Here is a 22,078-nt window from a genome sequence, read left to right as displayed (position 1 = left end):
GATCTAGAAGAATCTCTGGAGGGCCGATGGAATCTGAACGTGCCGCTGATCTCATCCGGGTGCAGCTCCGTCGACAGCGGGCGCTCGCCGGCATGAGTCAGGAGGAGTTCGGGCGTCGAACGAACTACTCGGCGTCGACCGTGTCGGCGGTGGAGACCGGCACCCGAATGACTGACCTGCCGTACGCGTGTCGGGCGGACGAGATCCTGGAGACCGGCGGCCTCTTCGAGTCGCTGCTGCGGCTGGCGCACCGGGACGAGCAGCCCGCCTGGTTCAAGCCCTGGCTGGAGGCCGAGGCGGTCGCGCGGCAACTCCGCTACTTTCACCCGAATCTGATTCCGGGCCTGCTCCAGACCGAGAACTACGCCCGCACGGTCCTGCGGTTTGACGACACCCGGCCCGAGTTCGAGGTGGAGCAGCAGGTCTCGGCTCGGCTGGAGCGGCAGAAGATCCTGACCCGCGACCGACCGCCGCAGGTCGTGGCCGTCATCAACGAGGGAGCGCTGCGGCTCGGGGACGCCATCATGGCCGAGCAACTCGCGCATCTACTCCGGATGGCGGAGCTGCCGTACCTCCACATTCACGTGATTCCTACGGCCGCGGGCCTGCACGCCGGGCTCTCCGGTCCGCTCGCCCTGGCAATGCTCCCGGATGGAGGTTGGGTCGTGCACCTGGAGGACCAGCTTGCCGGCGAGGTCGTCACCGCCGAGGAAGGGGTGGCGACCCTTCAGACCAGGTGGGAGACTGTGCGGGGCGTCGCCCTCCCGCAAGCCTCATCGGTCGCGCTGATCAAAGAAGCGGAGTGCCTGCATGAACCTCAGTAACGCTCGCTGGAAGAAGTCCACTCGCAGCGGCACGAGCGGCGGCGACTGCGTCGAGGTCGCCGGCAACCTTCCGGGCATCGTCGGGGTGCGGGATTCCAAGGACCCGACCGGGCCGGCGCTGGTGTTCGGGCCGGGGGCGTGGCGGGCGTTCGTCGCCCAGTTGCCCGGCCGCGACTGACCACCGCGGCACCAGCGAGGTCATCCCGATCCGGGTGTCGACCCGACCTGCGCCCGTCCCCCACCTGGCAGATTTTCAGGGGACGGGCGCTTCGTCGTCCACTCTCCTGTCACCCGGTGAGCAGCAGCGTGGCCGGGGTGGCGAGCAGGAGGAACGGGCCGAAGGGCAGGTGACTGGACCAGCGGGCCCGCCCGGTGGCGAGCAGCGTCAGGGCGGTCACAGCGGCGAGGGTGAAGGCGAGTAGCAGCCCGAGCACCAGAACCGGCCAGCCGTGCCAGCCCAGGAGCAGACCCACCCCGACCGCGAGCTTCGCGTCGCCGAGTCCGAAGCCCCGCCGGCCGAGCAGGAGGGTGCTGGTGGCGAAGAGCAGGCCCAGGCCGAGCCCGGCGGCGGTGGCGCGCAGCCAGGGGGCGTACCCGGTGTCGAGGGTCGCGGCCAGTCCGAGCAGCAGCCAGGTGCCGAGCGTCGCGGGGCCGGTGAGTCGGTCCGGCAGCCGGTGCACCGCGGCGTCAACGAAAGCGAGCGGCACCGCCCAGCCGAGCCACCAGGCCACCGCGGCCAGCTCGATGATGGGCCCGCCGGCCAGCAGCAGCATCAGGCCGGCGGCGAGCGCGGCGACCTCCACCGTGCCAGGTGGGGGGCCGACCCGCGCGCCGCACCCGCCGCACCGGGCGCGCGGCCCGATCGCCGGCCCGGATCGGGTCAGGCTGATCGGGGCGCCGCAGGCGTCGCAGCCGAGCCGGGCCTCCACCCCCACCGGTACGGAGTGCCGTACGGCGGCGAGTCGGAGCACCGGGGTGATCGTGAGCGCGGCCAGCAGCGAGCGGGGTGCGGTACGGCGGGAACCGGTCACCGTCATGTCGAACTCCATCGACTGAATACAGACAGTAATTGTTGGGTGGCGCTTTGGTCTCGACTGACCTGACCTGAGGGCTCCACGCCCCACCACCTTTCATTACTGAGCGTGTTCAACTGAATTGCCCCTGTTGTATCGGCTGTCGTCAGCCTATGCTCGCCCATTGAGTGCAAGGTGACCCTGCAATCATTCGATCAAGAAACTGTGGGCGGGGTGGGAGTCATCTTTCTTACAAGTCGGTAACGGTAAATGCGGATGCCTTGTATGGGGCCCGGATGGCAGCATCTGGCCGCGCTTCCGCATGTCCGGATTCGCCGGGTAGCGACCGCCCGGTGGAGGTCGACGAGGAGGGTCGGGACAGTGCGAGGAAGGCAGCGCAGGGGCGTGTCGGCGTACCTGGTGGTGGGCGCGGTGTTGGGTGCCGTGGCCGGCTGCGGCACCGACCGGGAAGCGCCGGTCGAGACGGTGAGCGTGGTTGATCAACCTGCTCCGGCGTCGGGGGAAGCGGATGAGCGAAATGCTCGGAAAGCCGCGCTCGCCGCCTATTCCGGATATCTCGCGGTGACGCAGGAAGCGAGTGGCGACAGCGACCCACACCACCCGGAACTCACCACCTACCTGGCCGACCCGTTGTTGACCCGGGTTCGGTTCACCATCCGCACCGCCAAAGAGCACGGCGCCATCCGCATCGGCACCCTCCGTTCGGACCCCGTCGTGACCGCCGTGGACCTCGTGGGTGTCCCGGCCACCGTCGAGATCCAGGACTGCCTCGACGCGACCGACTGGTGGCTGGTCTACGCGGAAGACGAGCGGGTCGTGCCCGGCAACCAGAGCACCCGGCATCTGGCCACCGTGACCGTGGCCCGATACCCGGACGGCCGCTGGCTGGTCAACACCGGGGCCGCCCATGAGGACCAGCCATGCTGACCCGGGCCGCCCGATCCCGTCGCACCCCGCTGGCGGCGCTGATCGCCAGCGGGCTGGCAGCGCTCCTTACCCTCGGGCTGGCGGCGGCAGTCGCACCCGCCGCCGGCCGCGCCGACCCGCCGGACGTGATCTGCCCACCCGGGCAGAACACCTGTGAGGTCTGGGACGACGACCCCGGCAGTGGCGGGGACCCGGGAGGTGGTGGCCCCGGTGACGGCGGGGGCGGCGGCGACGGTGGCGGTGCGACGTGCCAGCGGGACGGCGAGGTCGTCCCCTGCTACGACGAGGTGCTCGGCTGGTTCCACAACGGTGACGGCTGCTATTACAAGCTGATCGAGCCCCAGCCCGAGGGCACTCCGGACGGCTTCGACTGGTATCTGGTGACCTGTAGGAGTGGCGGTATCGGCTGGCAGCGAATGGAGCTGCTCGACGCCCCGCCGCCCGGCTTCGGCACCCCGCCCGACCCGGCGGAACTGGCCCGGCGAGCGCTCGCCTCCATCGACCTGCTCCCGCCGCGGGTGGCCGTCGCCCCCCGCCGGCACATCGGCGCCGGGCTGGTCGGCCTGCCGGTGTGGATGTGGGCCAGCACGGCCGGGTCCGGCCAACCCCGCCACTACTTCGGCCCGCAGCAGGCCGCCGCCAGCGACCGGGGGCTGACCGTCTCGATCGCGGCGGAAGTCACCCGGGTGCGCTGGGACATGGGCAACGGCACCAAGGTGACCTGCTCCGGCGCCGGGACGGCGTACGAATCGGATAGCCCACTGGCCGGAAAGCGTTCCCCGGACTGCGGCTACCACAGCGGCTACCCGGAGCCCGGCAACTACCAGATCCAGGCGACCACGCACTGGACGGTGAGCTGGAGCGGCGGCGGCGAGAGCGGCAGCTTCGAGGTCACCCGGACCAGCGGCACCGTGACGATCGAGATCGATGAGCTTCAGGTGGTAACCCAGTGAGCCTCGCGACCAGCAACGCAGCGGCGACAGCCGACGCCCCGATCACCCCGCCCAAGGTGCTCCGGCAGCGCCGGATGCGCCCCGGCCTGCTCGGCCTCGCCGTCCTCCTGATCGCCCTCGGCGGACTCGGTTCGGCCTTCGCCGTCAACGCGGTCCGCGCCACCGGCAGCTACCTGGCGGTGGCCCGACCGGTCGAGGTTGGCCGCCTGGTCAGCGCCGACGACCTGGTGACCGTGCAGGTCGCCGGTGGGGCGGGGCTCTCCCCGGTGCCGGCCGGGCAGCAGGGCGAGGTGGTCGGGAAGCGGGCGAAGGTGTCGCTCGTCCCCGGAACGCTGCTCACCATGGAACAGCTCACCGACAAACCGCTGCTCGCCGCCGGCCAGCAGCAGCTCTCGGTGGGCCTGGACCTGGCCCAGGCGCCGGCCCGGCAACTGCACCCCGGGGACAAGGTGTCCCTGGTCAGCACCCCGGCCGGCAACGACGACCGGTCAGTCACCACGGCGACCCGGTTCGAGGCCACCGTGATCGATGCCAACATCGTCGGAAACGACGACGAGATGGTGGTCTACCTGGCGCTCGCCGTACGGGACGTGCCGGCGGTGGCGGCGCTGGTGGCCCAGGACCGGATCGCCATCGTGCTCACCGAGGCGGCCTGAGCATGGCGATCATCGCGCTGGTCGCCGCGAAGGGCTCGCCGGGGGTCACCACCTCGGCGCTGGCCTGCGCCCTGACCTGGCACCGGCGGCTGGTGCTCGCCGAGTGCGACCCGGCGGGCGGATCCCTGCTCGCCGGCTACCTCGGCGGCACGCTCGACGGGCCCCGGGGCATCGGTGAGCTGGCCGTCGGGGAGCTGCGGGACGGCAACCTGGAGGCGACGTTCTGGTCGCAGCTGGTCGACCTGGACGCGCCGAGACGGGAACGGCTGCTGCTGCCCGGCGTGGTCGACCCCGCCCAGGCCGGCAGCGTCACCCCGCTCTGGCAACGGTTCGCCGACTTCTTCACCGAACTCGACCGCGGCGACCCCCCGTACGACGTCCTCGTCGACTGTGGCCGCCTGCACGTACCCGGCCCGCCCTGGCCGCTCCTGCGCGCCGCCTCGGTGGTGCTGGTGGTCACCCGGGCGCGGCTGCCCGAGGTCTCGGCCACCCGCGCGCTGGTCCGGACGATCCAGCGGGACTTCACCGAGCACCGGGTCGCCCCGGGCACGCTGCGGCTGCTGCTGGTCGGTGACGGGCACGGGCGCGGCGAGATCAGCAAGGCGTTGCAGGTGCCGGTCGTCGCGCGGCTGCCGCACGACCCGCGTACCGCCGAGGTGTTGACCCTCGGTGGGACCGTGCGGGTCGGCCGGCCACTGCTGCGCGCCGCCAGCGAGCTGGAGGTGCCGATCGGGACGCTGCTGGACCGGCGGCGGGCCCGCCTGGCCTGGCCGGCGGCGGGCCACGAAGGCGCCGGCGCGGTGACGCAGGAGGCGTCGAATGCGATTTGAACCCGTCTCCGCCGACCCCCGGCGGCACCCCCCGACCGCCACCTCGACCGCGCCCCCGCTGGCCCCGCCGAACGGCCGGCAGCCGGGGTCCACCGCTGCCCGGCCGGAGCCACCGCCCCGCCCCCGGGTCGACTTCCAGGTCGTCCGGGAGCTGCGCCGAGAGCTCAGCGAACGGCTCACCCACTGGCAGCGCGGCCGGGAGTTCGACCCCGACGCCGAGGACACCGAGCGCGCCCGGCTGGCGGTCGCGGTCGTCTCCGCGTACGCCGACGCGGTCCGTCGGGCCGGCACCCCGCTCACCGCCGACGAGGAACGGATCCTGCTCGACCAGGTGACCGCCGAGCTGGCCGGGCTCGGCCGGCTCCAGACCCTGCTGGTGGACGAGAGCATCGAAGAGGTGCACATTCTCGGCTGCGACCAGGTGCGCGTCACCCGGCGCGGCGGCGGAGTCGACTGGATCGAGCCGATCGCCGACAGCGACGAGGAGTTGGTGGAGATCCTGCAGGCGGCGGCCCGGCGGGCGGGCGCCACCGAACGCTCGCTCTCCACCTCCAAGCCCACCCTCGACCTGCAACTGCCCGACGGCAGCCGGCTCGCCGCGGTGTTCCTGGTCAGCCACCGCCCCTACGCGGTGATCCGCAAGCACAACACGCTCGACGTGGGGCTGGACGACCTCGCCGGCGGCCGGAACGACCTGGACGAGATGCTCGACCCGCTGCTGCGCGACTTCCTTCGCGCCGCCCTGCGCGCCGGCCTGAACATCATGGTCGCCGGCCTGGCCGGGGCGGGTAAGACAACTGTCATCCGGGCCCTGATGAACGAGATCCCGGCCGATGAGCCGTACGTGCTGCTGGAGGAGAGCCGGGAGCTGCTACCGGCCCGCCGCGGCGACCGGCACCGGGCGGTGATGAGCTTCGAAGCCCGCGAGGGGCACGGCGAACGCGGGCCGGACGGCCGCCCGGCCGGTGAGGTCAGCATCGCCGACCTCATCCCGGTGTCGCTGCGGATGGGCGTCCTGCGGATCATCGTCGGCGAGGTTCGCTCCCGGGAGATCGTGCCGATGCTCCAGGCGATGACCACCAGCCGCGGCTCGATGTGCACGATCCACGCCCGCACCCCGGCCGGCGTCGGCGACCGGATCATCGAGCTGGCCCTGGCGCACGGCCGGGAGATGACCGTGGAGCAGGCCCGCCGGATGGCCGGCAACGCCCTCGACCTGATCGTCTACGTCACCATCGAGGACGAGACCGCGATCGGCGGTCGCAAGCACCGCTTCGTCTCCCACATCGAGGAGGTGATCGGCGTCGGCGACAGCGACCGGATCACCACCACCACGGTCTTCGGGCCCGGCCCGGACGGGCGGGCGGTGCCCCGGCACCTACCGGAGCGGATCCGCGCGCAGCTCCTGCGGGTCGGCTACGACACCCGACTGCTCAGCCGGTGGGTCGAGGCGGGCAGCGGCGCGTGGCGGCGCCCCCGGCAGACGCGGCTGGCCCAACGATGAACGCCGCCGTCGACATCGAACTCATCGCGGTGCTCTCCGGTGCCGCCTGCGTGGCCGGGCTGCTGCTGGCCGTCGTCGCGATCGTCGGCACCCGCCGTCCACCCGGCCCGGGCCCCGGAGCCCGGCGCGGGCTCAGCCGGCTTGGCCTCGGCACCACGGCGCGGGAGCGCCGCTTCCACCAGCTGCTCCTCGTCGGCGCGGTGTTCGCCGGCGCGCTGGGCTTCCTGCTGACCGGGCTTCCGGTGGTCGGCCTGCTGGTCGCCGTCGCGGTTCCCGGCACGCCCTGGCTCTTCTCGGTGGGCCGGGCCGAGCAACGGGCCATCGCCCGGATCGAGGCGGTCGGTGAGTGGACCCGACGACTTAAGGACATCTCGGCCACTGGGCAGGGCCTGCAGGCCGCGATCACCGGCACCGTCGCCACCGCACCGGAGGAGATCCAGGAGGAGGTACGGCTGCTCGCCGCCCGCCTCCAGGCTGGCTGGCTGGCCCGGCCCGCCCTGCTGGCCTTCGCTGACGAGATCGCCGATCCGGTCTGCGACCAGGTGGTGGCGGCGCTGATTCTGCACCTGACCGATCGGGGGGAGCGCCTCGGCGACGTACTCGGCTCGATCGCCGCAGCCGCCAGCGCCGAGGTCGCCACCCGACGGGAGATCGAGGCCAAACGTACCCAGCCCCGGTTCGCGGTCCGCTTCCTCACCGGTATGACCCTGGCGGTGCTCGCGTACGGGCTGTTGAACACCGACTACATCCGCCCGTACGGCACCCCGACGGGGCAGTTCGTGATGGCGGTGCTCGGGGTGTCCTTCATCGTCCTGCTGGCCTGGGTCCGGGCGATGAGTCAGCCGCAGCGGCCGGCCCGCTTCCTGTCGGCGCCCGAGCCGCAGGAGGTGCTGACGTGACGAACTGGTTGTTGACCATCGCGGTGACCGCCGGGGCGCTGGTCGGGCTCGGGGTTTTCCTGGTGGTCCAGGAGCTCCTTCCGGCGACCCCGGCGCTCGGTCCCGCGCTGCGGCGGCTGCACCAGCCGCCGGGGGCGTCCCACCCGGCCGGGCCCGCCGGCCAGCGGCTGGAGTGGCTGACCGGGATCGCCCGGTGGCTGCGTCCGCCGCACCAACAGCTCGCCCTGCTCGGCCGTACCCCCGAGCAGTACGCCCTGTCGTTGCTGCTCTCCGCGTTGATCGGGCTCGCCTCGCCGACCCTGCTCAGCTTCACCTTCGCCGCCATGGGCGTCGCGCTGCCGGTAGCCGTACCGGTGCTGGGCAGCATCGGCCTGGCGCTGATCTGCGCGTGGCTCGCGCACCGCGCGGTGCTGACCAAGGCGGAGGCGGCCCGCGGCGAGTTCCGCGCCGCCGTCTGCACCTACCTGGATCTGGTGGCGTTGCAGCTCTCCGCCGCGCACGGGCCGGTGCAGTCGCTGGAGCGGGCGGCGGAGGTCTGCGACGGCTGGGTCTTCGACCGGATCCGGGAGTCGCTGCGCCTCGCCCAGCTCCAGATGCACTCGCCCTGGGACGAGCTGCGGGAGCTCGCCGACCGGATCGGCATTCCCGAGCTCGGCGACGTGGGCGCGATCATGCGCTCCTCAGGTAGCGAGGGCGCGCAGGTGCACGAGACCCTGCGCAGCCGGGCCGACTCGCTGCGCGACCAGATCCGCACCGACAACCTGGCGCGGGCGGAGGGGGTGACCGGCCGACTGGACATCCCGGGTGCCCTGCTCGTCTTCGTACTGCTTGGTTTCGCCACCTACCCGTTCCTCGCCCGTCTCTGACGCCCGTCCGACAAGGAGCCCGCCATGTCCCTCTTCGTTCACCTACAGGTCGCGCTGGCCGCGCGCCTGGCCGAGCTGCGCTCCGACCGCGAGCGGGGGGACAGCCCCGTCCCCACCGCCGTGATCATCTTTGGTCTGGTGGCCGCCGCGATCACCGTCACGACGCTCGTCGCCACCCGGGCGGAGGGCTGGATGAACGCCATTCCGACCGCGCCCTGATCCGATGCGTGTGCGACGGTCCTGCCTCGCCCTGCGCCGACGGCTCGGCGGCACGGACCGGGGCGCCAACCCGGTGGAGCTGGCGGTGGTGATGCCGGTGATCTTCGTGCTGCTCTTCGGAGCGATTCAGGTGGCCGCCGTCTTCATCGCCCGATCCACGGCGATGCACGCGGCGCAGAGCGGGGTCAACGCACAGCGGGTGCTCAACGCCCCGCCGGACGCGGGCGCGGACCGGGCGCGACGCTTCCTCGCCGCAGCCGGCGGCTGGCTGGTCGACTGGGACTCCCCGGGGCCGAGCTGCCAGACCGACGCGGCCGACGTGACCTGCACCGTCCGTGGCCGTTCGCTCTCCGTCGTACCCGGCGTCGACTTCCCGATCAGCGAGAGCGCACACGGGACGGTGGAACGGTGGACGGAGCCGTGATCCGCGACCGTGGCCGACGCCGCGACCCGCAACGCGACCGTGGCCGACGCGGCGACCGGCAGCGCGACCGCGGGTCGGTCTCCGTCGAGGCGGCGATCCTCGCGCCGGCCTTCATCGGGCTGATGGTCCTCGCCGGGGTCGCCGGGCGGACCGCGGTCGCGGCCGAGGCCGTCGAGGCGGCGGCGCACGACGCCGCCCGTGCCGCCTCCATCTCCCGCGACGCGGGCACCGCCGCCGAGCAGGCCCGGGAGGCGGCCGTCCGACAGCTCGACTGGCGCGGTCTGAACTGCACGAGTACGCCGACGGTCGACCTCAGTGGCACCGTCAACGGGCAGGCGACCAGCTTCGCCGCCGCGTTCCGGAGCCCGATCGGCCAGCAGGCCGCGGTGACGGTTCGCCTCTCCTGCACCGTCGACCTGTCCGACCTGCGGCTGGAGACCATTCCGGGGGTGCCGAACAGCCGCCGGGTGTCCGCCAGCTTCACCTCGCCGCTGGACCGTTACCGGAGCAGAGCGCTCGGGTCCACGAGTGTCGACGCCGTACCGGTGTCGAACCCGGCTACGAGTGGGCGGTGACGAGCGTGCGGGACGTCACGGTCACGGTGTCACCCACGGCGAGGCGGCCGGGGCGGACGACGGTCCCCCAGACGCCGAAGGTCAGGTCCGGCCGCTCGGCGAGGGCCTTGAGGAGCCGGCGATCCTCGGGTAGGTCACCCTGCGCCATGTCGATCATGATGCAGCGGGTCTGTAACTCCTGTGGCCGCAGGATGACGGTCGGCCCGACCTGCAGGTCGTGGCCGAGCCAGCTGTCGTCAGGGAAGCCGGTGCCGGGTAGGTCGATGACGAGGTTGGCGCGGAACCGTACCGGGTCAACGGGTTCTCCGATTATCCCGGCGAGTTGGCGCAGCCCAGCCGTGGTGATCAGGCTGACGGGTCCCTCGTCGTGGTGCTGGACCCCCGCCTCGCGGGCAATGGTGACGTTCCTGCCGATGGTGTGGCTGACCGCGGCGTGTCCGGCCGGGTCATCGGCGGCGAACACTTCTCCGTTCGGTAACTCCACAGTGGGAACGCGCTCGCCGAAGCGCCCACGAAGGTGGAGCAGGCCGGGCATGCGCCGGAACCGGCGGGTGTTCTTGCCGCTGCCGATCTTGCCGTCAACGTCGCGGACCGCCCAGAGCCGGTCGCCGACGAGTCCTCGCTGCTCGAACTCGACGTCGTCGAGCCGCTCGCCGAGCAGTGACTTGATCGGGTATCTACGGATCTCAGCCACCTTCATCGAAGGCACGTTAGCGGGGACGCCGTACCGGTGGTGTCCCCAATGACCGCCGTACCGATGCGCCGCACCGCCTCGGGCCGGGACGATTCGGGCCGGGTCAGTGTCTTCCTGGCCATCGCCGCCCTGGGCATTCTCACCGTTGTGGCGCTCGCCTTCGACGGGGCTGGGCAGCTACGCGCGCTGCAGCGAGCTGACAACCTCGCCAGCGAAGCCGCCCGCGCCGGGGGACAGTCGATCGACCTGGCCACCGCGATCGAGGGAGGGCCAAAGCGGATCGACGAGCCGCAGGCGCGGCGGGCGGTGGCCGAGTATCTCGCCGCCGCCGGTGCCAGCGCCCACACCGTCAGCTTCCCGGTGGTTGATGGGGAGACCGTGGTTCGGGTGCGGGTCACCGTCACCTACGAGAGGTCGCTGCTCGGCCTCGTCGGCTTCAACGACACCGTCAACGTCACCGGGGAGGCGACCGCTCGGGCGCTGACCGGTGGACTGTAGGAAGGAAGGCCGCCATGTCCACATCGGCTCGTCTCCTTGGCCGGGTGCTCACCGGGTTCGGTGCCCTCGCCCTGCTCGGTGTGCTGCTGGTCGGCGCCCCGGTGGCGCTGCTCGCGTTCGCCGGTAACCCTCTGCCGGCGCAGGTGCCGACCCTCGGTGAGATCGGCACGGTATTGACCAGCCGCGACGACGGCCAGCTCTTCATCCGGGTGCTGGCGGTGGCGGGCTGGGTGGGCTGGGCCACGTTCGCCCTCTCGGTGCTGGTCGAGTTGGGAGCCCTCGCCGTCCGTCGCCCCGCACCCCGGTTGCCGGGGATGGGCCGGCAACAGCGGGCCGCCGCCGCACTGGTCGGTTCAGTCGCATTGATCTTGGTGGCGAGTCCCGTGGCGGCCAGCGCGGCGGCGGTGGCGGCAGGCCCGCCAGCATCCACGGCGGCGGTGGCAGCGGACCCAACAGCCCAAGTGGCGGCAGGCCCAACAGCACCCAGGGCCGCAGCCGCACCGACTGCCGCATCCGCTGCCTCGACCGCCGCGCCGACCGCCGCATCCATTGCCTCGACCGCCGCGCCCGAGCGGGCACCGGTCTATCGGGTGGCAAGGGGGGACTACCTCGGATCGATCGCCGCGCGGTACCTGGACGGGTTCGAGGACTACCGGAGCCTCGCCGCGCTGAACCGGCTGGCCGACCCCGACCGCATCCACCCGGGTCAGCTCCTGCGGCTGCCCGCCGAGGCCCACGACCGTGGCCCCGGCCCCCACGCCACCGGACGGCTGGTCGCCCGACCGACCCCGCCCCAGCCACCCGCGCCGGCGCCGGCCGAGCCGGCAACACCGCCGTCACCTGCGGAGTCGGCTGTTTCGGGGACGGCGGTTTCGGACGCGTCCCAGACGGATACGGCAGCCTCGGACCAGACCGCTCCGGATCCGGCGGCGGAGGTGCCGATTGTGGCCGTGGGTGCAGCCGGTCCCGCCGATCCGAACCGGGTGAATCGGCCGCTCGCCGTCTCGGCGGTCCTCGCCGTGTCGAGTATCGTCGGCGCGCAGATCGGCGCCCTGCTCGGCCTGCGCCGACGCCCGGCTACCGTTCGTGCCGGGACCGACCGTCGGGCGCTGCCGAGCGGTCAACGGCAGTGGGAACTACCGGCTGGCCGGCACCGGCGGGATTGAACCCGGCTGACGACTGTCCCCGGCCGCTACGCCGGCGTCTCGCCCCAACAGTCGGTGTGCACGGCCTCGGCCAACGGGCGCTTGCTCCGCCAGCCGTGCCGCGCCAGGTCGGGTACCGCCTCGAAGTGGGTGACCGGGCCGAGGCAGAGCCAGGCCACCGGACGGATCCCGGCCGGGATCCGGAGCAGTTCGGCGAGCCACTGCTCCCGGTAGAACGACACCCAGCCGACGCCGAGCTGCTCGGCGGTCGCGGCGAGCCAGAGGTTCTGGATGGCCAGGCAGGCCGAGTAGAGCCCGGTGTCGGCGATAGCGTGCCGGCCGAGGACCGCCGGGCCACCCCGGGCCGGGTCGTAGGTGACGACGACCGACAGGCTGGACTCCAACACCCCATCGATCTTGATGCGGGCGAACCGCTCGGCCGCCTCCCCGGTCAGGGTCGCGGCGAAGACCTCCCGCTCGGCGCTGACGTGCTCATGAAAGGCGCGGCGTAACTCCGGGTCGCGGACCAGGATGAAGTCCCACGGCTGCGAGTATCCGACGCTCGGGGCCGCGTGGGCGGCGGCGAGCACCCGGTTCAGGGTCTCGGCGGACACCGGCGCCCCGGTGAACTGCGCCCGCACGTCCCGGCGGCGGTGGATGACGTCGTACAGGTCCATCGGGCACCTCACATGATCACATCGCCGAGCACTCTAAATCGAACACCAGGGACGATGCCAGATCGCGCGCCGAGGCCGGGCGTCGGCTCTGGCGTACCGGACACCGCCGGGGTCATGCTGTCCCGATGGGCGTACGGGTCGAACGGGCCGCGACGGTGACCACAGTGATTCTGGATCGGCCGCAGGCGCGGAACGCCGTGGACGGTCCGACCGCGCGGGCGCTGGCCGATGCCTTCCGCGCCTTCGAGGCCGACCCGGACGCGGCGGTGGCGGTGCTCTGCGGTGCGGGCGGGACGTTCTGCTCTGGTGCCGACCTGAAGGCGATCGGCGCCCCCACCGGCAACCGGGTCGCACCGGATGGGGACGGCCCGATGGGTCCGACCCGGATGACGCTGTCCAAGCCGGTGATCGCGGCGATCTCCGGGTACGCGGTGGCGGGCGGGCTGGAGCTGGCGCTCTGGTGCGACCTCCGGGTCGCCGAGGAGGACGCGGTGCTCGGCGTCTTCTGCCGGCGTTGGGGCGTACCGCTGATCGACGGTGGGACGTTCCGGCTGCCCCGACTGATCGGCGAGAGCCGGGCGATGGACCTGATCCTCACCGGCCGTCCGGTGCCGGCGCCCGAGGCGTACGCGATGGGTCTGGTGAACCGGCTGGTCGCCCCCGGTACGGCTCGGGCCGCAGCCGAGCAGCTGGCCGCGGAGCTCGCCGGGCACCCGCAGACCTGTCTGCGCAACGATCGGGCCGCGGTGCTGGCCACGGCGGCGCTGCCGGAGCCGGCGGCGCTGGCGACCGAGCTGACCTACGGGATGGAGTCGTTGGCCGCCGACGCGGTGGCGGGGGCGGCTCGGTTCGCCGCTGGTGCCGGCCGGCACGGCGCCGGTGCCTGAGGGGGCCGCCCGGGGCCGGACGGGTCAGTCCAGCGCGCCGCCGACCGCCGGGGCGAGCAGCGCGAGTAGTGCCGCCGGGGCGTCCCGGCGCTCGTCCAGGTGCAGCACCAGGTCCTCGATCGCCTGCTGTCGGTGCCGGTCCAGGATCCGCCCGGTCAGGTCCCGATACTTGTCCACGATATCGGCGTTACTGAGTGGACGCCGCACCGAGCCGAGCGGCGTCTCGGTGCGCTGCTCGTGTGTGTGACCAGCATCGGTGGTCAGGCGCACCCGCCCGGTGGACGCCGGTCCGGACACCCGGGTGACGGTCGTCCGGTCGATCAGCCGCCACACGTCGTCCTGGTCCAGCCGGTCCGGTCGGAACTGCTCCACCGAGACCGCGCCGTTGAGGAGCGCCGCCGCCGTCGTGTAGCAGACGGACATCTGCGCGGCGACGCTCTCGATCGGCCGGTGGAGTGGGAAGACTGCGTGGTCGAAGACGGACTCGGCGACCTCGATCTCGATTCGTTCGATGGCGGTGGGGTCGAAAGCGTCTGTCGCCCGCAGCGCCAGCGCCGCGTCGATCGCCGGGTGGGTGTACGCCATCGCCGCGTACGGTTTGATCGTCTGTTCCGGCAGATACCAGTGTTCGCCCAGCGCATCGCCGATCGCCGACGGATCGGTGTCGTGCCGCGCGGTGAAGACCGCGAGGTATCCGCCGTAGCCGCGCTCGAAGACCCGCTTGATCCCGATGTAGTCGCCGGCGGCCAGGGTCGCCGCGACCAGGCCGTTGCGGGCCGCGAAGCCGTGCTGCATGCGTTTGACCATCGACTCGTACTGCGCGGCCATCAACCCGCCCGACTGGGTCGCGGCGATGCCCAGCGCGTCTTCGAACCGGGCGGGGGTCAGGTCGTACAGCACCCCGCCGGCCGCTGCGGCCCCCAGCCCGCCGAAGACCGCGCCGGAGTGCCAGCCCCGGGTTATCAACGCTGGCCCGCCCAGCGCGCGGCCGACTCGGACGCCGGCCTCGAAGCCCAACACCTCGGCCCGGAGGAGGTCGGCCCCGGTGACCGTCGCCCGCCGGCCGGCCACGGCCAGCAGCACCGGCAGCAACACCGCGTTGGCGTGCCAGGGAATCCGGTACGACACGTCGTCGAGCTCGAAGCCCTGGATGAAACTGCTGTTCAGCAGCGCCGCCGTGGACGCGTCGGTGGTGCGGTCCCACCCGGCGACCAGGCTGGAGCCGGGTTCGACGGTCAGGCTCCGCACGGCGATCTGGGACCAGGGCAGCCGGGCGCCGACCAGGAGGCAGCCGATGCCGTCCAGGATCAGGTGCCGGGCCCGGGTGGTGACATCGGTGGGGATGGCGTCGATCGAGGTCTCCGCGAGCCAGGTGACGAGCCGACCCGTTGGCCCGTCCGGGTCGGTTGGCTCGTCCGGGTCGGTCGGCCGGTCCGGGTCGGTCGGCCGGTCCGGGTCGGTCGGTGTCGCACCGGCCATTGTCGTCTCCGTTCCTCGCCCGGCCGGATCAGCCCAGGTCCCGCAGGGCGTCGGAGATGGCCCGGTAGAAGGTCGGGTACGCGTAGATCATGCTGCGGAGTTCGGCCAGCGGCACCGCCGCGTGCACGGCGACCGCCAGCCCGGAGAGCACCTCGCCGCCGGCTGGCCCGACCGACGTTCCACCGACCAGCACTCCCCGGTCTGCGTCCGCGACGAGTTTGATCAGGCCATCGGCGCGGTGGATCCAACCGCGGGCCGAGGAGCCCAGTGACACGGAGCCGACCTGGACGTTGATTCCCCGCTGGCGGGCCTGCGATTCGGTGAGCCCGACCGCCCCGACCTCCGGGTCGGTGAAGGTGACCCGGGGCAGCGCCCGGTAGTCGGCTCGGGGGACGGCCGTGCCGTTCGGGTCCGCCCCCGCTCCCGCGTCGGATCTTCCCCGCTCGAGGCCTTCGACACCATCGGATCGACGGACGCGGTCGAGCAGGTCGGCGACGACAATGCCCGCCTGGTAGGTCGCGACGTGGGTGAAGGCACCAGCGCCGGTCACGTCGCCGACCGCCCAGATTCCCTCGGTGACGCGCAGTCGGTCGTCAACCGGTAGGAAGCGCTGGTCGGCGCGGACGCCGACAGTGTCCAGGCCCAGTTCGTCCAGGTGCGCCCGGCGGCCGGTCACCACCAGCAGCTGATCAGCGGTGTACCGCACGTCATTCGCCCGTAGGGTGAATTTCTGCCCGTCGTGGTCGACCCGGTCCGCCAGCACTCCGGTGTGGATATCGACACCGTCGGCGCGGAGCGCGGTGGCGACCACCTCGGACGACTCCGGCTCCTCGGTCGCCAGCACCCGGTCCAGCGCCTCAACCACGGTGACCCGGACGCCGAATCGCGCGAAGACCTGTGTCAGCTCCAGCCCGATCGCGCCGCCGCCGAGTACCAGTAACGATTCCGGTAGCCGAGCTACCTCGATCGCCTGGTGGTTCGTCCAGTACGGAGTCTCGGCCAGCCCGTTGATGGGGGGCGCGGCGGGGCGAGTACCGGTGCTCAGCACGATTCCGTGTCGGGCCTGGAAGACCTGGTCGTTGACGCGGACCCGACCCGGTCCGTCGAGCCGTCCGCTGCCCCGGATGAAGCGCCCACCCTGGTTGCCGAACCGTTCCACCGCGACCCGGTCGTCCCAGTTGTCGGTGGCCTCCGCGCGGATCCGTTCCGCCACGGGTGCCCAGTCGGGCGACACCCGCGCCGACCCGGCGAATTCGTGCACCCGGTGTGCCTCGGCGAGGGTGTTCGCCGCCCGGATCATCATTTTGCTCGGCACGCATCCCCAGTACGGGCACTCGCCACCGACCAGGCCCCGCTCGATGCCGACGACGTTGAGCCCGGCCTCGGCGAGCCGGCCGGCCACCTCCTCGCCGCCGACCCCGAGCCCGACGACGACCACGTCCACCAGCTCCGGCTCCATCCTGTCAGCCTAGGCAAGGGGCCGGGTGAGTGTCATCAATGGTGGGCCGGGCACCCGGACGGGAGTGCCGGTTCGGGTGAGCAGGGCACGGGCGGTCTCCGCCAGCCGGTGGTGCTGCGGCACCCGGGCCCGTTGGGCGAAGACATCGAAGTCCTGCGCCGCGACCTCGTCGAGGATGCCCCCGTAGAGGGTGTACGCGGTGCGGATGCAGGCCTGCGAGGCGGGGTCGAGCAGGGTGACACCGGGCGCGGCGGCAGCGTAGTGCGCCTGGGCCCGGGCCACCTCGTAGCGGATCAGTTCCCGAATCGGTTCGCTGGTCCGGCCGGCGGCGCGGGCGGCCAGGAGGTCGTCGCGGGTGACGCTGAAGCGGGCCAGGTCCGCGTCCGGTAGGTAGGTCCGGCCACGGTCGAGGTCTTCGGCAACGTCCCGGATGAAGTTCGTCAGTTGGAAGGCGAAGCCGAGCTGGCGGGCGGGTTCACGGGCGGCGACCGGGTCGGCGCTGCCGAGGATCGGCAGCATCATCGTGCCGATGACGGCGGCGGAGCCCTCCATGTAGTGGAGCAGGTCGGCGTAGGTGGGGTAGGAGCTGACGGTCAGGTCCATCGCCATGCTGCGTAGAAACGACGCGAAGTCGTCTCGGTTCAGGTTGAAGACGGCGATGGTGTGCAGCACGGCGGGGAGCAGCGGGTCGGTGACCGACTCACCATGCAGGCCGGCGAGGAACCGCGCGGCCCAGTCGTCCAGCTGAGCGGCCCGCTGCGCCGTGGGCAACTCCTCGGTTCGGTCAACAATCTCATCCGCATAGCGGGTGAAACCGTACAAAGCATGTACATGTCGCCGTTTCCAGGTGGGAAGCAGCCGGGTGGCGAGATAGTAGGTGCGGCCGTGGTGACGGTGTAACTCACGGCATCGGTCGTAGGCGGCGGTGAGATCCGTATCCACCGGCCCTCCCTCAATTCGACGCATGAATCGACGCAACTCGTAACCCTAGGGTATGCTCCCGCGCATGGCCAACGACGCAGTTGTGGGTAAAGCCCCCCGGGCCATCCCGGCCCGCCGTGGTGGCGAAACCGACCCGGTGCGCGCCCGCTTGGCCGCCTACACCGAAGAGGTCGTCGCCGCGGTTGACGACACCCTCGTCGACTTCCTCGACACCGAGATCGACGCACTGGCCACGATCGACCCGAGCGCCGGCGAGTTCGCCACCATCGCCCGCGACAGCGTGTTGGCCGGCGGGAAGCGGCTCCGCCCGACCTTCGCCTACTGGGGGTGGCGGGGCGTGGTCGGCGGCGCTGAGCCGCTGCCCCCCGTGCTGCCGGCGCTCGCCGCGCTGGAGCTGCTGCACGCCTTCGCCCTCACCCATGACGACGTGATGGACTCCTCCGCCACCCGCCGTGGCCGGCCCACCGCACACGTCGCGGTCGCCGCCCAGCACGCCGCGGCCGGGCGACGCGGCGACTCCGGCAAGTTTGGCGAGAACGTCGCCATCCTCGTCGGTGACCTCTGCCTGGTCTGGGCCGACCGGCTCCTCGCGCAGGCCGTCCTGCCGCCGGCCCGGCTGCTGGAGGTCCGGCGGTGCTACGACCAGATGCGGGTGGAGACCGTCGCCGGGCAATACCTCGACGTCCTCGGCGAGAGCGACCCGACGAACTGGTCGGTGGAGCGGGCCCTGCAGGTCGCCCGCTACAAGACCGCCAGCTACACGGTGCGGTGGCCGCTGCTCTTCGGTGCCCGCCTGGCCGGCGTCGGCGCCGGCTCCCCGCTGATCGCGGCGTACACCCGCTACGGCCAGGCCGTCGGCGAGGCGTTCCAACTCTGCGACGACCTGCTCGGCGTCTACGGCGACCCGGCCACCACCGGAAAACCCGCCGGTGACGATCTGCGTACCGGCAAGCCGACCGCACTGCTCATGCTGGCCCGCAGCCGGGCCGACCACACACAGCGCCGGGCGCTCGACCAGATCGGCGTGGGCGCGGACGACCGGGAGGTCACCCGACTGGCGGAGGTGGTCGCGGAGACCGGCGCCGTCGCCCAGGTCGAGCAGATGATCTCCGACCGGGTTGCTGAGGCGCTCGACGCCCTCGCTGCTCCAGCGATCGACGACACCGCGCGGACCGCGCTCGCCGGTCTCGCGACCGTCGCCACCCACCGGCGAGCATGATGGGCGCGTTCTCCCGAGGAGGTGGTCAGGTGCGCACGGTACGCGGGCGTACGGACCGAGTGGTGATCGTCGGTGCCGGGCTCGGCGGGCTGGCCTGCGCGCTGCACCTGGCCGGCAGCGGTCGCCAGGTGACGGTGCTGGAACGCGAGCCGGTGCCGGGTGGTCGGGCCGGTCGACTCAGCGTCAACGGGTACGACTTTGACACCGGTCCCACGGTGCTGACCATGCCGGATCTGATCGCCGAGGCGCTGCACGCCGTCGGTGAGGAGCTCGACGACTGGCTCGAGCTGAGCCCACTCGACCCCGCCTACCGGGCGTACTATCCGGACGGCTCCACCCTGGACGTGATCACCGACACGACCCGGATGGCCGCCGAGATCGCGAAGGTCTGCGGCCCGCGGGAGGCCGACGGCTACCTCCGCTTCGTCGACTACGCCCGTGAGCTGTGGCGCCTCGAGCGGGCTGACTTCATCGAACGCAACCTGGACGCCCCCACCGACCTGCTCACCGGGAACCTGCTGAAGCTACTCGCCGGCGGTGCCTTCCGGCGGCTCCAAACAAAGATCAACCAGTTCTTCCGAGACCCGCGCACCCAGCGCGTCTTCTCCTTCCAGGCGATGTATGCCGGGCTCGCGCCGCACGACGCGCTCGCCATCTACGCGGTTATCGCGTACCTCGACTCCGTCGCCGGGGTGCACTTTCCGCGCGGCGGGATCCACGCCGTCGCACGGGCCATGGCCGGCGCCGCCGAGAAGCACGGGGTGCAACTCCGGTACGACACCACCGTGACCCAGGTGGAGACCGCCGCCGACCGGGCGACCGGTGTCCGCACCGCCAGTGGGGAGTTCGTCCCCGCCGACGTGGTGGTGCTCAACCCGGACCTGCCGGTGGCACACCGGGAACTGCTCCAGACCCGGCACCGCCGCTTGACCTACTCCCCCTCCTGCGTGGTCCTGCATGTCGGGTCGACGCGGGGCTATGCGAAGATCGCTCACCACAACATCCACTTCGGGCGGGCGTGGCGAGGCACCTTTGACGAGGTCATCCGTCGGGGCGAACTGATGAGCGACCCGTCGCTGCTGGTCACCAACCCGAGTCGGACCGACCCGTCGGTGGCCCCCGCCGACCGGCACGCCTACTACGTGCTGGCGCCGGTGCCGAACCTCGACCGGGCCCCGTTCGACTGGCGGGGCGGTCTGGCCGACCGCTACGCCGACCGGCTGGTGCGAACGCTGGAGGAGCGGGGCTACGTGGGCTTCGGAGACGGCATCGAGGTGCTGCGGACGGTCACCCCCGCCGAGTGGGCGGAGCAGGGCATGGCTGCCGGCACGCCGTTCGCCTCCGCGCACAGCCTCTTCCAGACCGGGCCGTTCCGCCCGCCCACCCTGCACCGCGGACTCGCGAACGTGGTCTTCGTCGGCTCGGGCACCCAGCCCGGAGTCGGGGTGCCGATGGTGCTGATCTCCGGCAAGCTCGCCGCCGCGCGGGTGACCGGAGACCCTTCATGACCGGCCGGGAAGCCCACCTGGTTGAGCTGGTGGACGAGGCCGGCGTGGTGACCGGTCAGACCACGGTGCGGGCCGCGCACCAACCGCCGGGGCGGTTGCACCGCGCCTTCTCGGTGCTGCTCGTTGACCCCGACGGCCGGGTCCTGCTCCAGCGCCGGGCCGCGGTGAAGACCCGCTTTCCGCTGCGCTGGGCCAACGCCTGCTGCGGCCACCCGTTACCCGGCGAGCCGTTGACGATCGCCGCCAACCGCCGGCTCGGCGAGGAGTTGGGCGCCGCCCCGGTCGAGCTGACCGAGGTCGGCAGCTACGTCTACCGGGCCGAGGATCCGACCACCGGCAGGGTCGAGTTCGAGTACGACCACGTCCTCCGGGGCGACCTGCCGGCCCACGCCCCGCTGCGCCCCGATCCGGAGGAGGTCGCCGAGCTGCGCTGGGTGCCCCCGGCCGTGCTGGCAGCGGAGCTCGACGCCGACCCGCACGCGTACGCCCCGTGGTTGGCTGGGGTGCTCAACCGGTTACTTCACCCGGGCGAGCCCACCCTGCGTCAGCCAGACCTGCGTCAGCCCACGCTGGCGGCCGAGGAGGCTCCGGAGCGGCCAGGTGGCGGATGAGGCACTGAGCGCTGGCGCCGTCGCCCGCCGGCTGGGCGTCGCGGTGACGACCCTGCGCACCTGGCATCAGCGCTACGGGCTCGGGCCCAGCGAGCACGTCCCCGGGCACCACCGCCGCTACACCCCGGCCGACCTCGCCCGCCTCGAGACCATGCGGCGGCTCACCGCCAACGGCGTCGCGCCGGCCGAGGCCGCCCGCTGGGCCGTTCAGGCTCCCGACACCGGGCCGCCCGGGGCCGGTGTCGGGGCCGGGAAGCGGAGTGCCCGCGACGGCGGCGGCGCGACAATTCCGGTGGGTCGGTCCGGCCCGGCCGCTCGGGGCCTGGCTCGGTCCGCCATGCGACTTGACTCGAACGCCATCAACGAGGTGATCGACCGGGCGATCCGCACCGACGGCGTGGTCACCACCTGGGACACCCTGCTGCGACCAGTACTCGCCGGGATCGGTGAACGGCACGTCGCCACAGCGGCGCTGATCGAGGTCGAACACCTGGTGTCCCGCTGCGTGTCGGAGGCGTTCGCCGCGGTGGTCCGCGCCCACGCGCCCGATGGGCCCCCTCGCCTCCTGCTCTCCTGCGCCGACGAGGAGCAGCACAGTCTGCCGCTGGAAGCCCTTGGCGCGGCGCTGGCCGAAGCCGGGATCGCCCACCGGCTGCTCGGGGCCCGAGTGCCGGTGCGGGCGCTACTGGAGGCGGTCAACCGGACCGGGCCGGCTGCGGTCGTGCTCTGGTCGCAGACTCGGAGCACCGCGGATCCCGCACAGCTCACCGCCCTGCTCACGGGCCCCCAACGGCCGCTGCTGGTCTTCGCGGCCGGACCGGGGTGGCGGGCCGGCAGCCTTCCCGCCGGGGTGGTGCGCCCGGTGGACCTCGCCGAGGCGCTCTCGCTCGCGGCCGCCGTACGCGATTCGTTGGACCAGTCGGCCGCAGGCTAGGCGGCCCGCCCGCGGGGTGGGCCGCGCGCGGGGTGGGCCGGCGGCGGGACCAAGACGGTCGGAGTACCGGATTCACCTGCGGGTTCCGTCCCTGCGGGGAACGCCCCGGGGTCGGTTTGGCTGAGCGACGCGCCATCACGTATGCTTTTGAAGCCTCCGGCGGGGCCGGATGGGAGCAAGACCGCCAGAACTTGTGAGTGTGCAATGATGGCGGGGCCGCCCTCATCGTCTAGCGGCCCAGGACGCCGCCCTTTCAAGGCGGTAGCACGGGTTCGAATCCCGTTGGGGGCACGGTCCGACCTCGGTCGGATGAG

At 72.4% G+C, this 22,078-nt stretch carries 25 protein-coding genes and 1 tRNA gene; 20 read left to right on the top strand and 6 right to left on the bottom strand.

The genetic code is table 11. The features are described 5' to 3' along the window. Positions 1 to 26 precede the first annotated feature (26 nt). Both SALPAC4_RS0109200 and SALPAC4_RS0109195 read left to right on the top strand, forming a co-directional pair. Positions 27 to 824: a helix-turn-helix domain-containing protein gene (locus SALPAC4_RS0109200; RefSeq protein WP_019870076.1), complete on the top strand. Its 798-nt coding sequence runs from the start codon at positions 27 to 29 to the stop codon at positions 822 to 824. Continuing rightward, a complete protein-coding gene (locus SALPAC4_RS0109195) occupies positions 811 to 1,002 on the top strand; it encodes a DUF397 domain-containing protein (RefSeq protein WP_018735064.1) in 192 nt (63 codons plus the stop codon). Before SALPAC4_RS0109200 ends, SALPAC4_RS0109195 begins: the two co-directional genes overlap by 14 nt. 109 nt (positions 1,003 to 1,111) lie before the next feature. On the opposite strand, the gene SALPAC4_RS0109190 is transcribed toward SALPAC4_RS0109195, so the two are convergent. Beyond that, complete coding sequence (locus tag SALPAC4_RS0109190) at positions 1,112 to 1,873, bottom strand: prepilin peptidase (protein ID WP_019870075.1); 762 nt, start codon at positions 1,871 to 1,873, stop codon at positions 1,112 to 1,114. Positions 1,874 to 2,242: 369 nt separating this feature from the next. Between SALPAC4_RS0109190 and SALPAC4_RS0109185 the strand changes: the two genes are divergently transcribed. From SALPAC4_RS0109185 to SALPAC4_RS0109140, 10 genes are read left to right on the top strand one after another with little or no spacing between them, the layout of a single operon-like run. Then, positions 2,243 to 2,785 carry a hypothetical protein gene (locus SALPAC4_RS0109185; protein ID WP_019870074.1) on the top strand — a complete coding sequence of 181 codons (543 nt, stop codon included), beginning with the start codon at positions 2,243 to 2,245 and terminating at the stop codon, positions 2,783 to 2,785. After that, positions 2,779 to 3,738 carry a hypothetical protein gene (locus SALPAC4_RS0109180; RefSeq protein ID WP_019870073.1) on the top strand — a complete coding sequence of 320 codons (960 nt, stop codon included), beginning with the start codon at positions 2,779 to 2,781 and terminating at the stop codon, positions 3,736 to 3,738. The genes SALPAC4_RS0109185 and SALPAC4_RS0109180 overlap by 7 nt, the downstream gene beginning before the upstream one ends. Then, a complete protein-coding gene (locus SALPAC4_RS0109175; RefSeq protein WP_018732094.1) occupies positions 3,735 to 4,394 on the top strand; it encodes an SAF domain-containing protein in 660 nt (219 codons plus the stop codon). Before SALPAC4_RS0109180 ends, SALPAC4_RS0109175 begins: the two co-directional genes overlap by 4 nt. A 2-nt stretch (positions 4,395 to 4,396) precedes the next feature. After that, a complete protein-coding gene (locus tag SALPAC4_RS0109170; protein ID WP_018732095.1) occupies positions 4,397 to 5,224 on the top strand; it encodes a P-loop NTPase family protein in 828 nt (275 codons plus the stop codon). Further along, the gene (locus SALPAC4_RS0109165; protein WP_019870072.1) at positions 5,214 to 6,728 is read left to right on the top strand and encodes a CpaF family protein; all 1,515 of its coding nucleotides are present in this window, start codon (positions 5,214 to 5,216) and stop codon (positions 6,726 to 6,728) included. The genes SALPAC4_RS0109170 and SALPAC4_RS0109165 overlap by 11 nt, the downstream gene beginning before the upstream one ends. Further along, positions 6,725 to 7,627, top strand: coding sequence for a type II secretion system F family protein (locus tag SALPAC4_RS0109160; protein ID WP_050564575.1), 903 nt, complete (start codon positions 6,725 to 6,727; stop codon positions 7,625 to 7,627). Before SALPAC4_RS0109165 ends, SALPAC4_RS0109160 begins: the two co-directional genes overlap by 4 nt. Further along, the gene (locus SALPAC4_RS0109155; protein WP_019870071.1) at positions 7,624 to 8,493 is read left to right on the top strand and encodes a type II secretion system F family protein; all 870 of its coding nucleotides are present in this window, start codon (positions 7,624 to 7,626) and stop codon (positions 8,491 to 8,493) included. The genes SALPAC4_RS0109160 and SALPAC4_RS0109155 overlap by 4 nt, the downstream gene beginning before the upstream one ends. 24 nt (positions 8,494 to 8,517) lie before the next feature. Then, positions 8,518 to 8,712: a hypothetical protein gene (locus SALPAC4_RS0109150; RefSeq protein ID WP_019870070.1), complete on the top strand. Its 195-nt coding sequence runs from the start codon at positions 8,518 to 8,520 to the stop codon at positions 8,710 to 8,712. Between the two features lie 4 nt (positions 8,713 to 8,716). Then, positions 8,717 to 9,136 carry a TadE/TadG family type IV pilus assembly protein gene (locus tag SALPAC4_RS0109145; RefSeq protein ID WP_019870069.1) on the top strand — a complete coding sequence of 140 codons (420 nt, stop codon included), beginning with the start codon at positions 8,717 to 8,719 and terminating at the stop codon, positions 9,134 to 9,136. Continuing rightward, positions 9,121 to 9,711 (top strand): TadE/TadG family type IV pilus assembly protein, encoded by a 591-nt coding sequence (locus SALPAC4_RS0109140; RefSeq protein WP_019870068.1) that lies wholly within the window; start codon positions 9,121 to 9,123, stop codon positions 9,709 to 9,711. Before SALPAC4_RS0109145 ends, SALPAC4_RS0109140 begins: the two co-directional genes overlap by 16 nt. On the opposite strand, the gene SALPAC4_RS0109135 is transcribed toward SALPAC4_RS0109140, so the two are convergent. Beyond that, positions 9,695 to 10,411 carry an MOSC domain-containing protein gene (locus SALPAC4_RS0109135; protein ID WP_019870067.1) on the bottom strand — a complete coding sequence of 239 codons (717 nt, stop codon included), beginning with the start codon at positions 10,409 to 10,411 and terminating at the stop codon, positions 9,695 to 9,697. The two genes, SALPAC4_RS0109140 and SALPAC4_RS0109135, sit on opposite strands and share 17 nt — an antisense overlap. Before the next feature lie 42 nt (positions 10,412 to 10,453). On the opposite strand from SALPAC4_RS0109135, the gene SALPAC4_RS0109130 reads away from it, so the two are divergent. Both SALPAC4_RS0109130 and SALPAC4_RS0109125 read left to right on the top strand, forming a co-directional pair. After that, positions 10,454 to 10,903 (top strand): pilus assembly protein TadG-related protein, encoded by a 450-nt coding sequence (locus tag SALPAC4_RS0109130; RefSeq protein ID WP_019870066.1) that lies wholly within the window; start codon positions 10,454 to 10,456, stop codon positions 10,901 to 10,903. Between the two features lie 14 nt (positions 10,904 to 10,917). Further along, positions 10,918 to 12,069, top strand: a complete 1,152-nt coding sequence (locus SALPAC4_RS0109125; RefSeq protein ID WP_027645070.1) for a LysM peptidoglycan-binding domain-containing protein — start codon at positions 10,918 to 10,920, stop codon at positions 12,067 to 12,069. A gap of 26 nt (positions 12,070 to 12,095) precedes the next feature. On the opposite strand, the gene bluB is transcribed toward SALPAC4_RS0109125, so the two are convergent. Next, positions 12,096 to 12,725, bottom strand: a complete 630-nt coding sequence (gene bluB, locus SALPAC4_RS0109120; protein WP_019870064.1) for a 5,6-dimethylbenzimidazole synthase — start codon at positions 12,723 to 12,725, stop codon at positions 12,096 to 12,098. A 125-nt stretch (positions 12,726 to 12,850) separates the two neighbouring features. Here bluB and SALPAC4_RS0109115 point away from each other — a divergent pair, with 125 nt between their 5' ends. Continuing rightward, positions 12,851 to 13,612: a crotonase/enoyl-CoA hydratase family protein gene (locus SALPAC4_RS0109115; RefSeq protein ID WP_019870063.1), complete on the top strand. Its 762-nt coding sequence runs from the start codon at positions 12,851 to 12,853 to the stop codon at positions 13,610 to 13,612. Positions 13,613 to 13,636: 24 nt separating this feature from the next. Here SALPAC4_RS0109115 and SALPAC4_RS0109110 read toward each other — a convergent pair whose 3' ends face one another. From SALPAC4_RS0109110 to SALPAC4_RS0109100, 3 genes are read right to left on the bottom strand one after another with little or no spacing between them, the layout of a single operon-like run. Continuing rightward, positions 13,637 to 15,091, bottom strand: coding sequence for an MmgE/PrpD family protein (locus SALPAC4_RS0109110; RefSeq protein ID WP_019870062.1), 1,455 nt, complete (start codon positions 15,089 to 15,091; stop codon positions 13,637 to 13,639). Positions 15,092 to 15,119: 28 nt separating this feature from the next. Further along, a complete protein-coding gene (locus SALPAC4_RS0109105; RefSeq protein WP_019870061.1) occupies positions 15,120 to 16,550 on the bottom strand; it encodes a dihydrolipoyl dehydrogenase family protein in 1,431 nt (476 codons plus the stop codon). 9 nt (positions 16,551 to 16,559) lie between these two features. Further along, positions 16,560 to 17,492 carry a phytoene/squalene synthase family protein gene (locus tag SALPAC4_RS0109100; protein ID WP_019870060.1) on the bottom strand — a complete coding sequence of 311 codons (933 nt, stop codon included), beginning with the start codon at positions 17,490 to 17,492 and terminating at the stop codon, positions 16,560 to 16,562. 64 nt (positions 17,493 to 17,556) lie between these two features. Between SALPAC4_RS0109100 and SALPAC4_RS0109095 the strand changes: the two genes are divergently transcribed. The 5 genes from SALPAC4_RS0109095 to SALPAC4_RS0109075 all read left to right on the top strand — a co-directional run bounded on the left by SALPAC4_RS0109095 (position 17,557) and on the right by SALPAC4_RS0109075 (position 22,055). Then, positions 17,557 to 18,711, top strand: coding sequence for a polyprenyl synthetase family protein (locus SALPAC4_RS0109095; protein ID WP_019870059.1), 1,155 nt, complete (start codon positions 17,557 to 17,559; stop codon positions 18,709 to 18,711). 29 nt (positions 18,712 to 18,740) lie between these two features. Beyond that, complete coding sequence (gene crtI, locus SALPAC4_RS0109090; protein ID WP_027645071.1) at positions 18,741 to 20,219, top strand: phytoene desaturase family protein; 1,479 nt, start codon at positions 18,741 to 18,743, stop codon at positions 20,217 to 20,219. Beyond that, positions 20,216 to 20,830 (top strand): isopentenyl-diphosphate Delta-isomerase, encoded by a 615-nt coding sequence (gene idi / locus SALPAC4_RS0109085; protein ID WP_019870057.1) that lies wholly within the window; start codon positions 20,216 to 20,218, stop codon positions 20,828 to 20,830. Before crtI ends, idi begins: the two co-directional genes overlap by 4 nt. Next, positions 20,820 to 21,764: a MerR family transcriptional regulator gene (locus SALPAC4_RS0109080; RefSeq protein ID WP_019870056.1), complete on the top strand. Its 945-nt coding sequence runs from the start codon at positions 20,820 to 20,822 to the stop codon at positions 21,762 to 21,764. Before idi ends, SALPAC4_RS0109080 begins: the two co-directional genes overlap by 11 nt. A 218-nt stretch (positions 21,765 to 21,982) precedes the next feature. Beyond that, positions 21,983 to 22,055: transfer RNA gene (locus SALPAC4_RS0109075), tRNA-Glu, on the top strand. Positions 22,056 to 22,078 lie beyond the last annotated feature (23 nt).

The organism is Salinispora oceanensis, from assembly GCF_000383575.1.
GTDB lineage: Bacteria > Actinomycetota > Actinomycetes > Mycobacteriales > Micromonosporaceae > Micromonospora > Micromonospora oceanensis.
The sequence above is the reverse complement of the archived record's forward strand: the minus strand, read 5'-3'. Positions and strand labels throughout refer to the sequence as shown.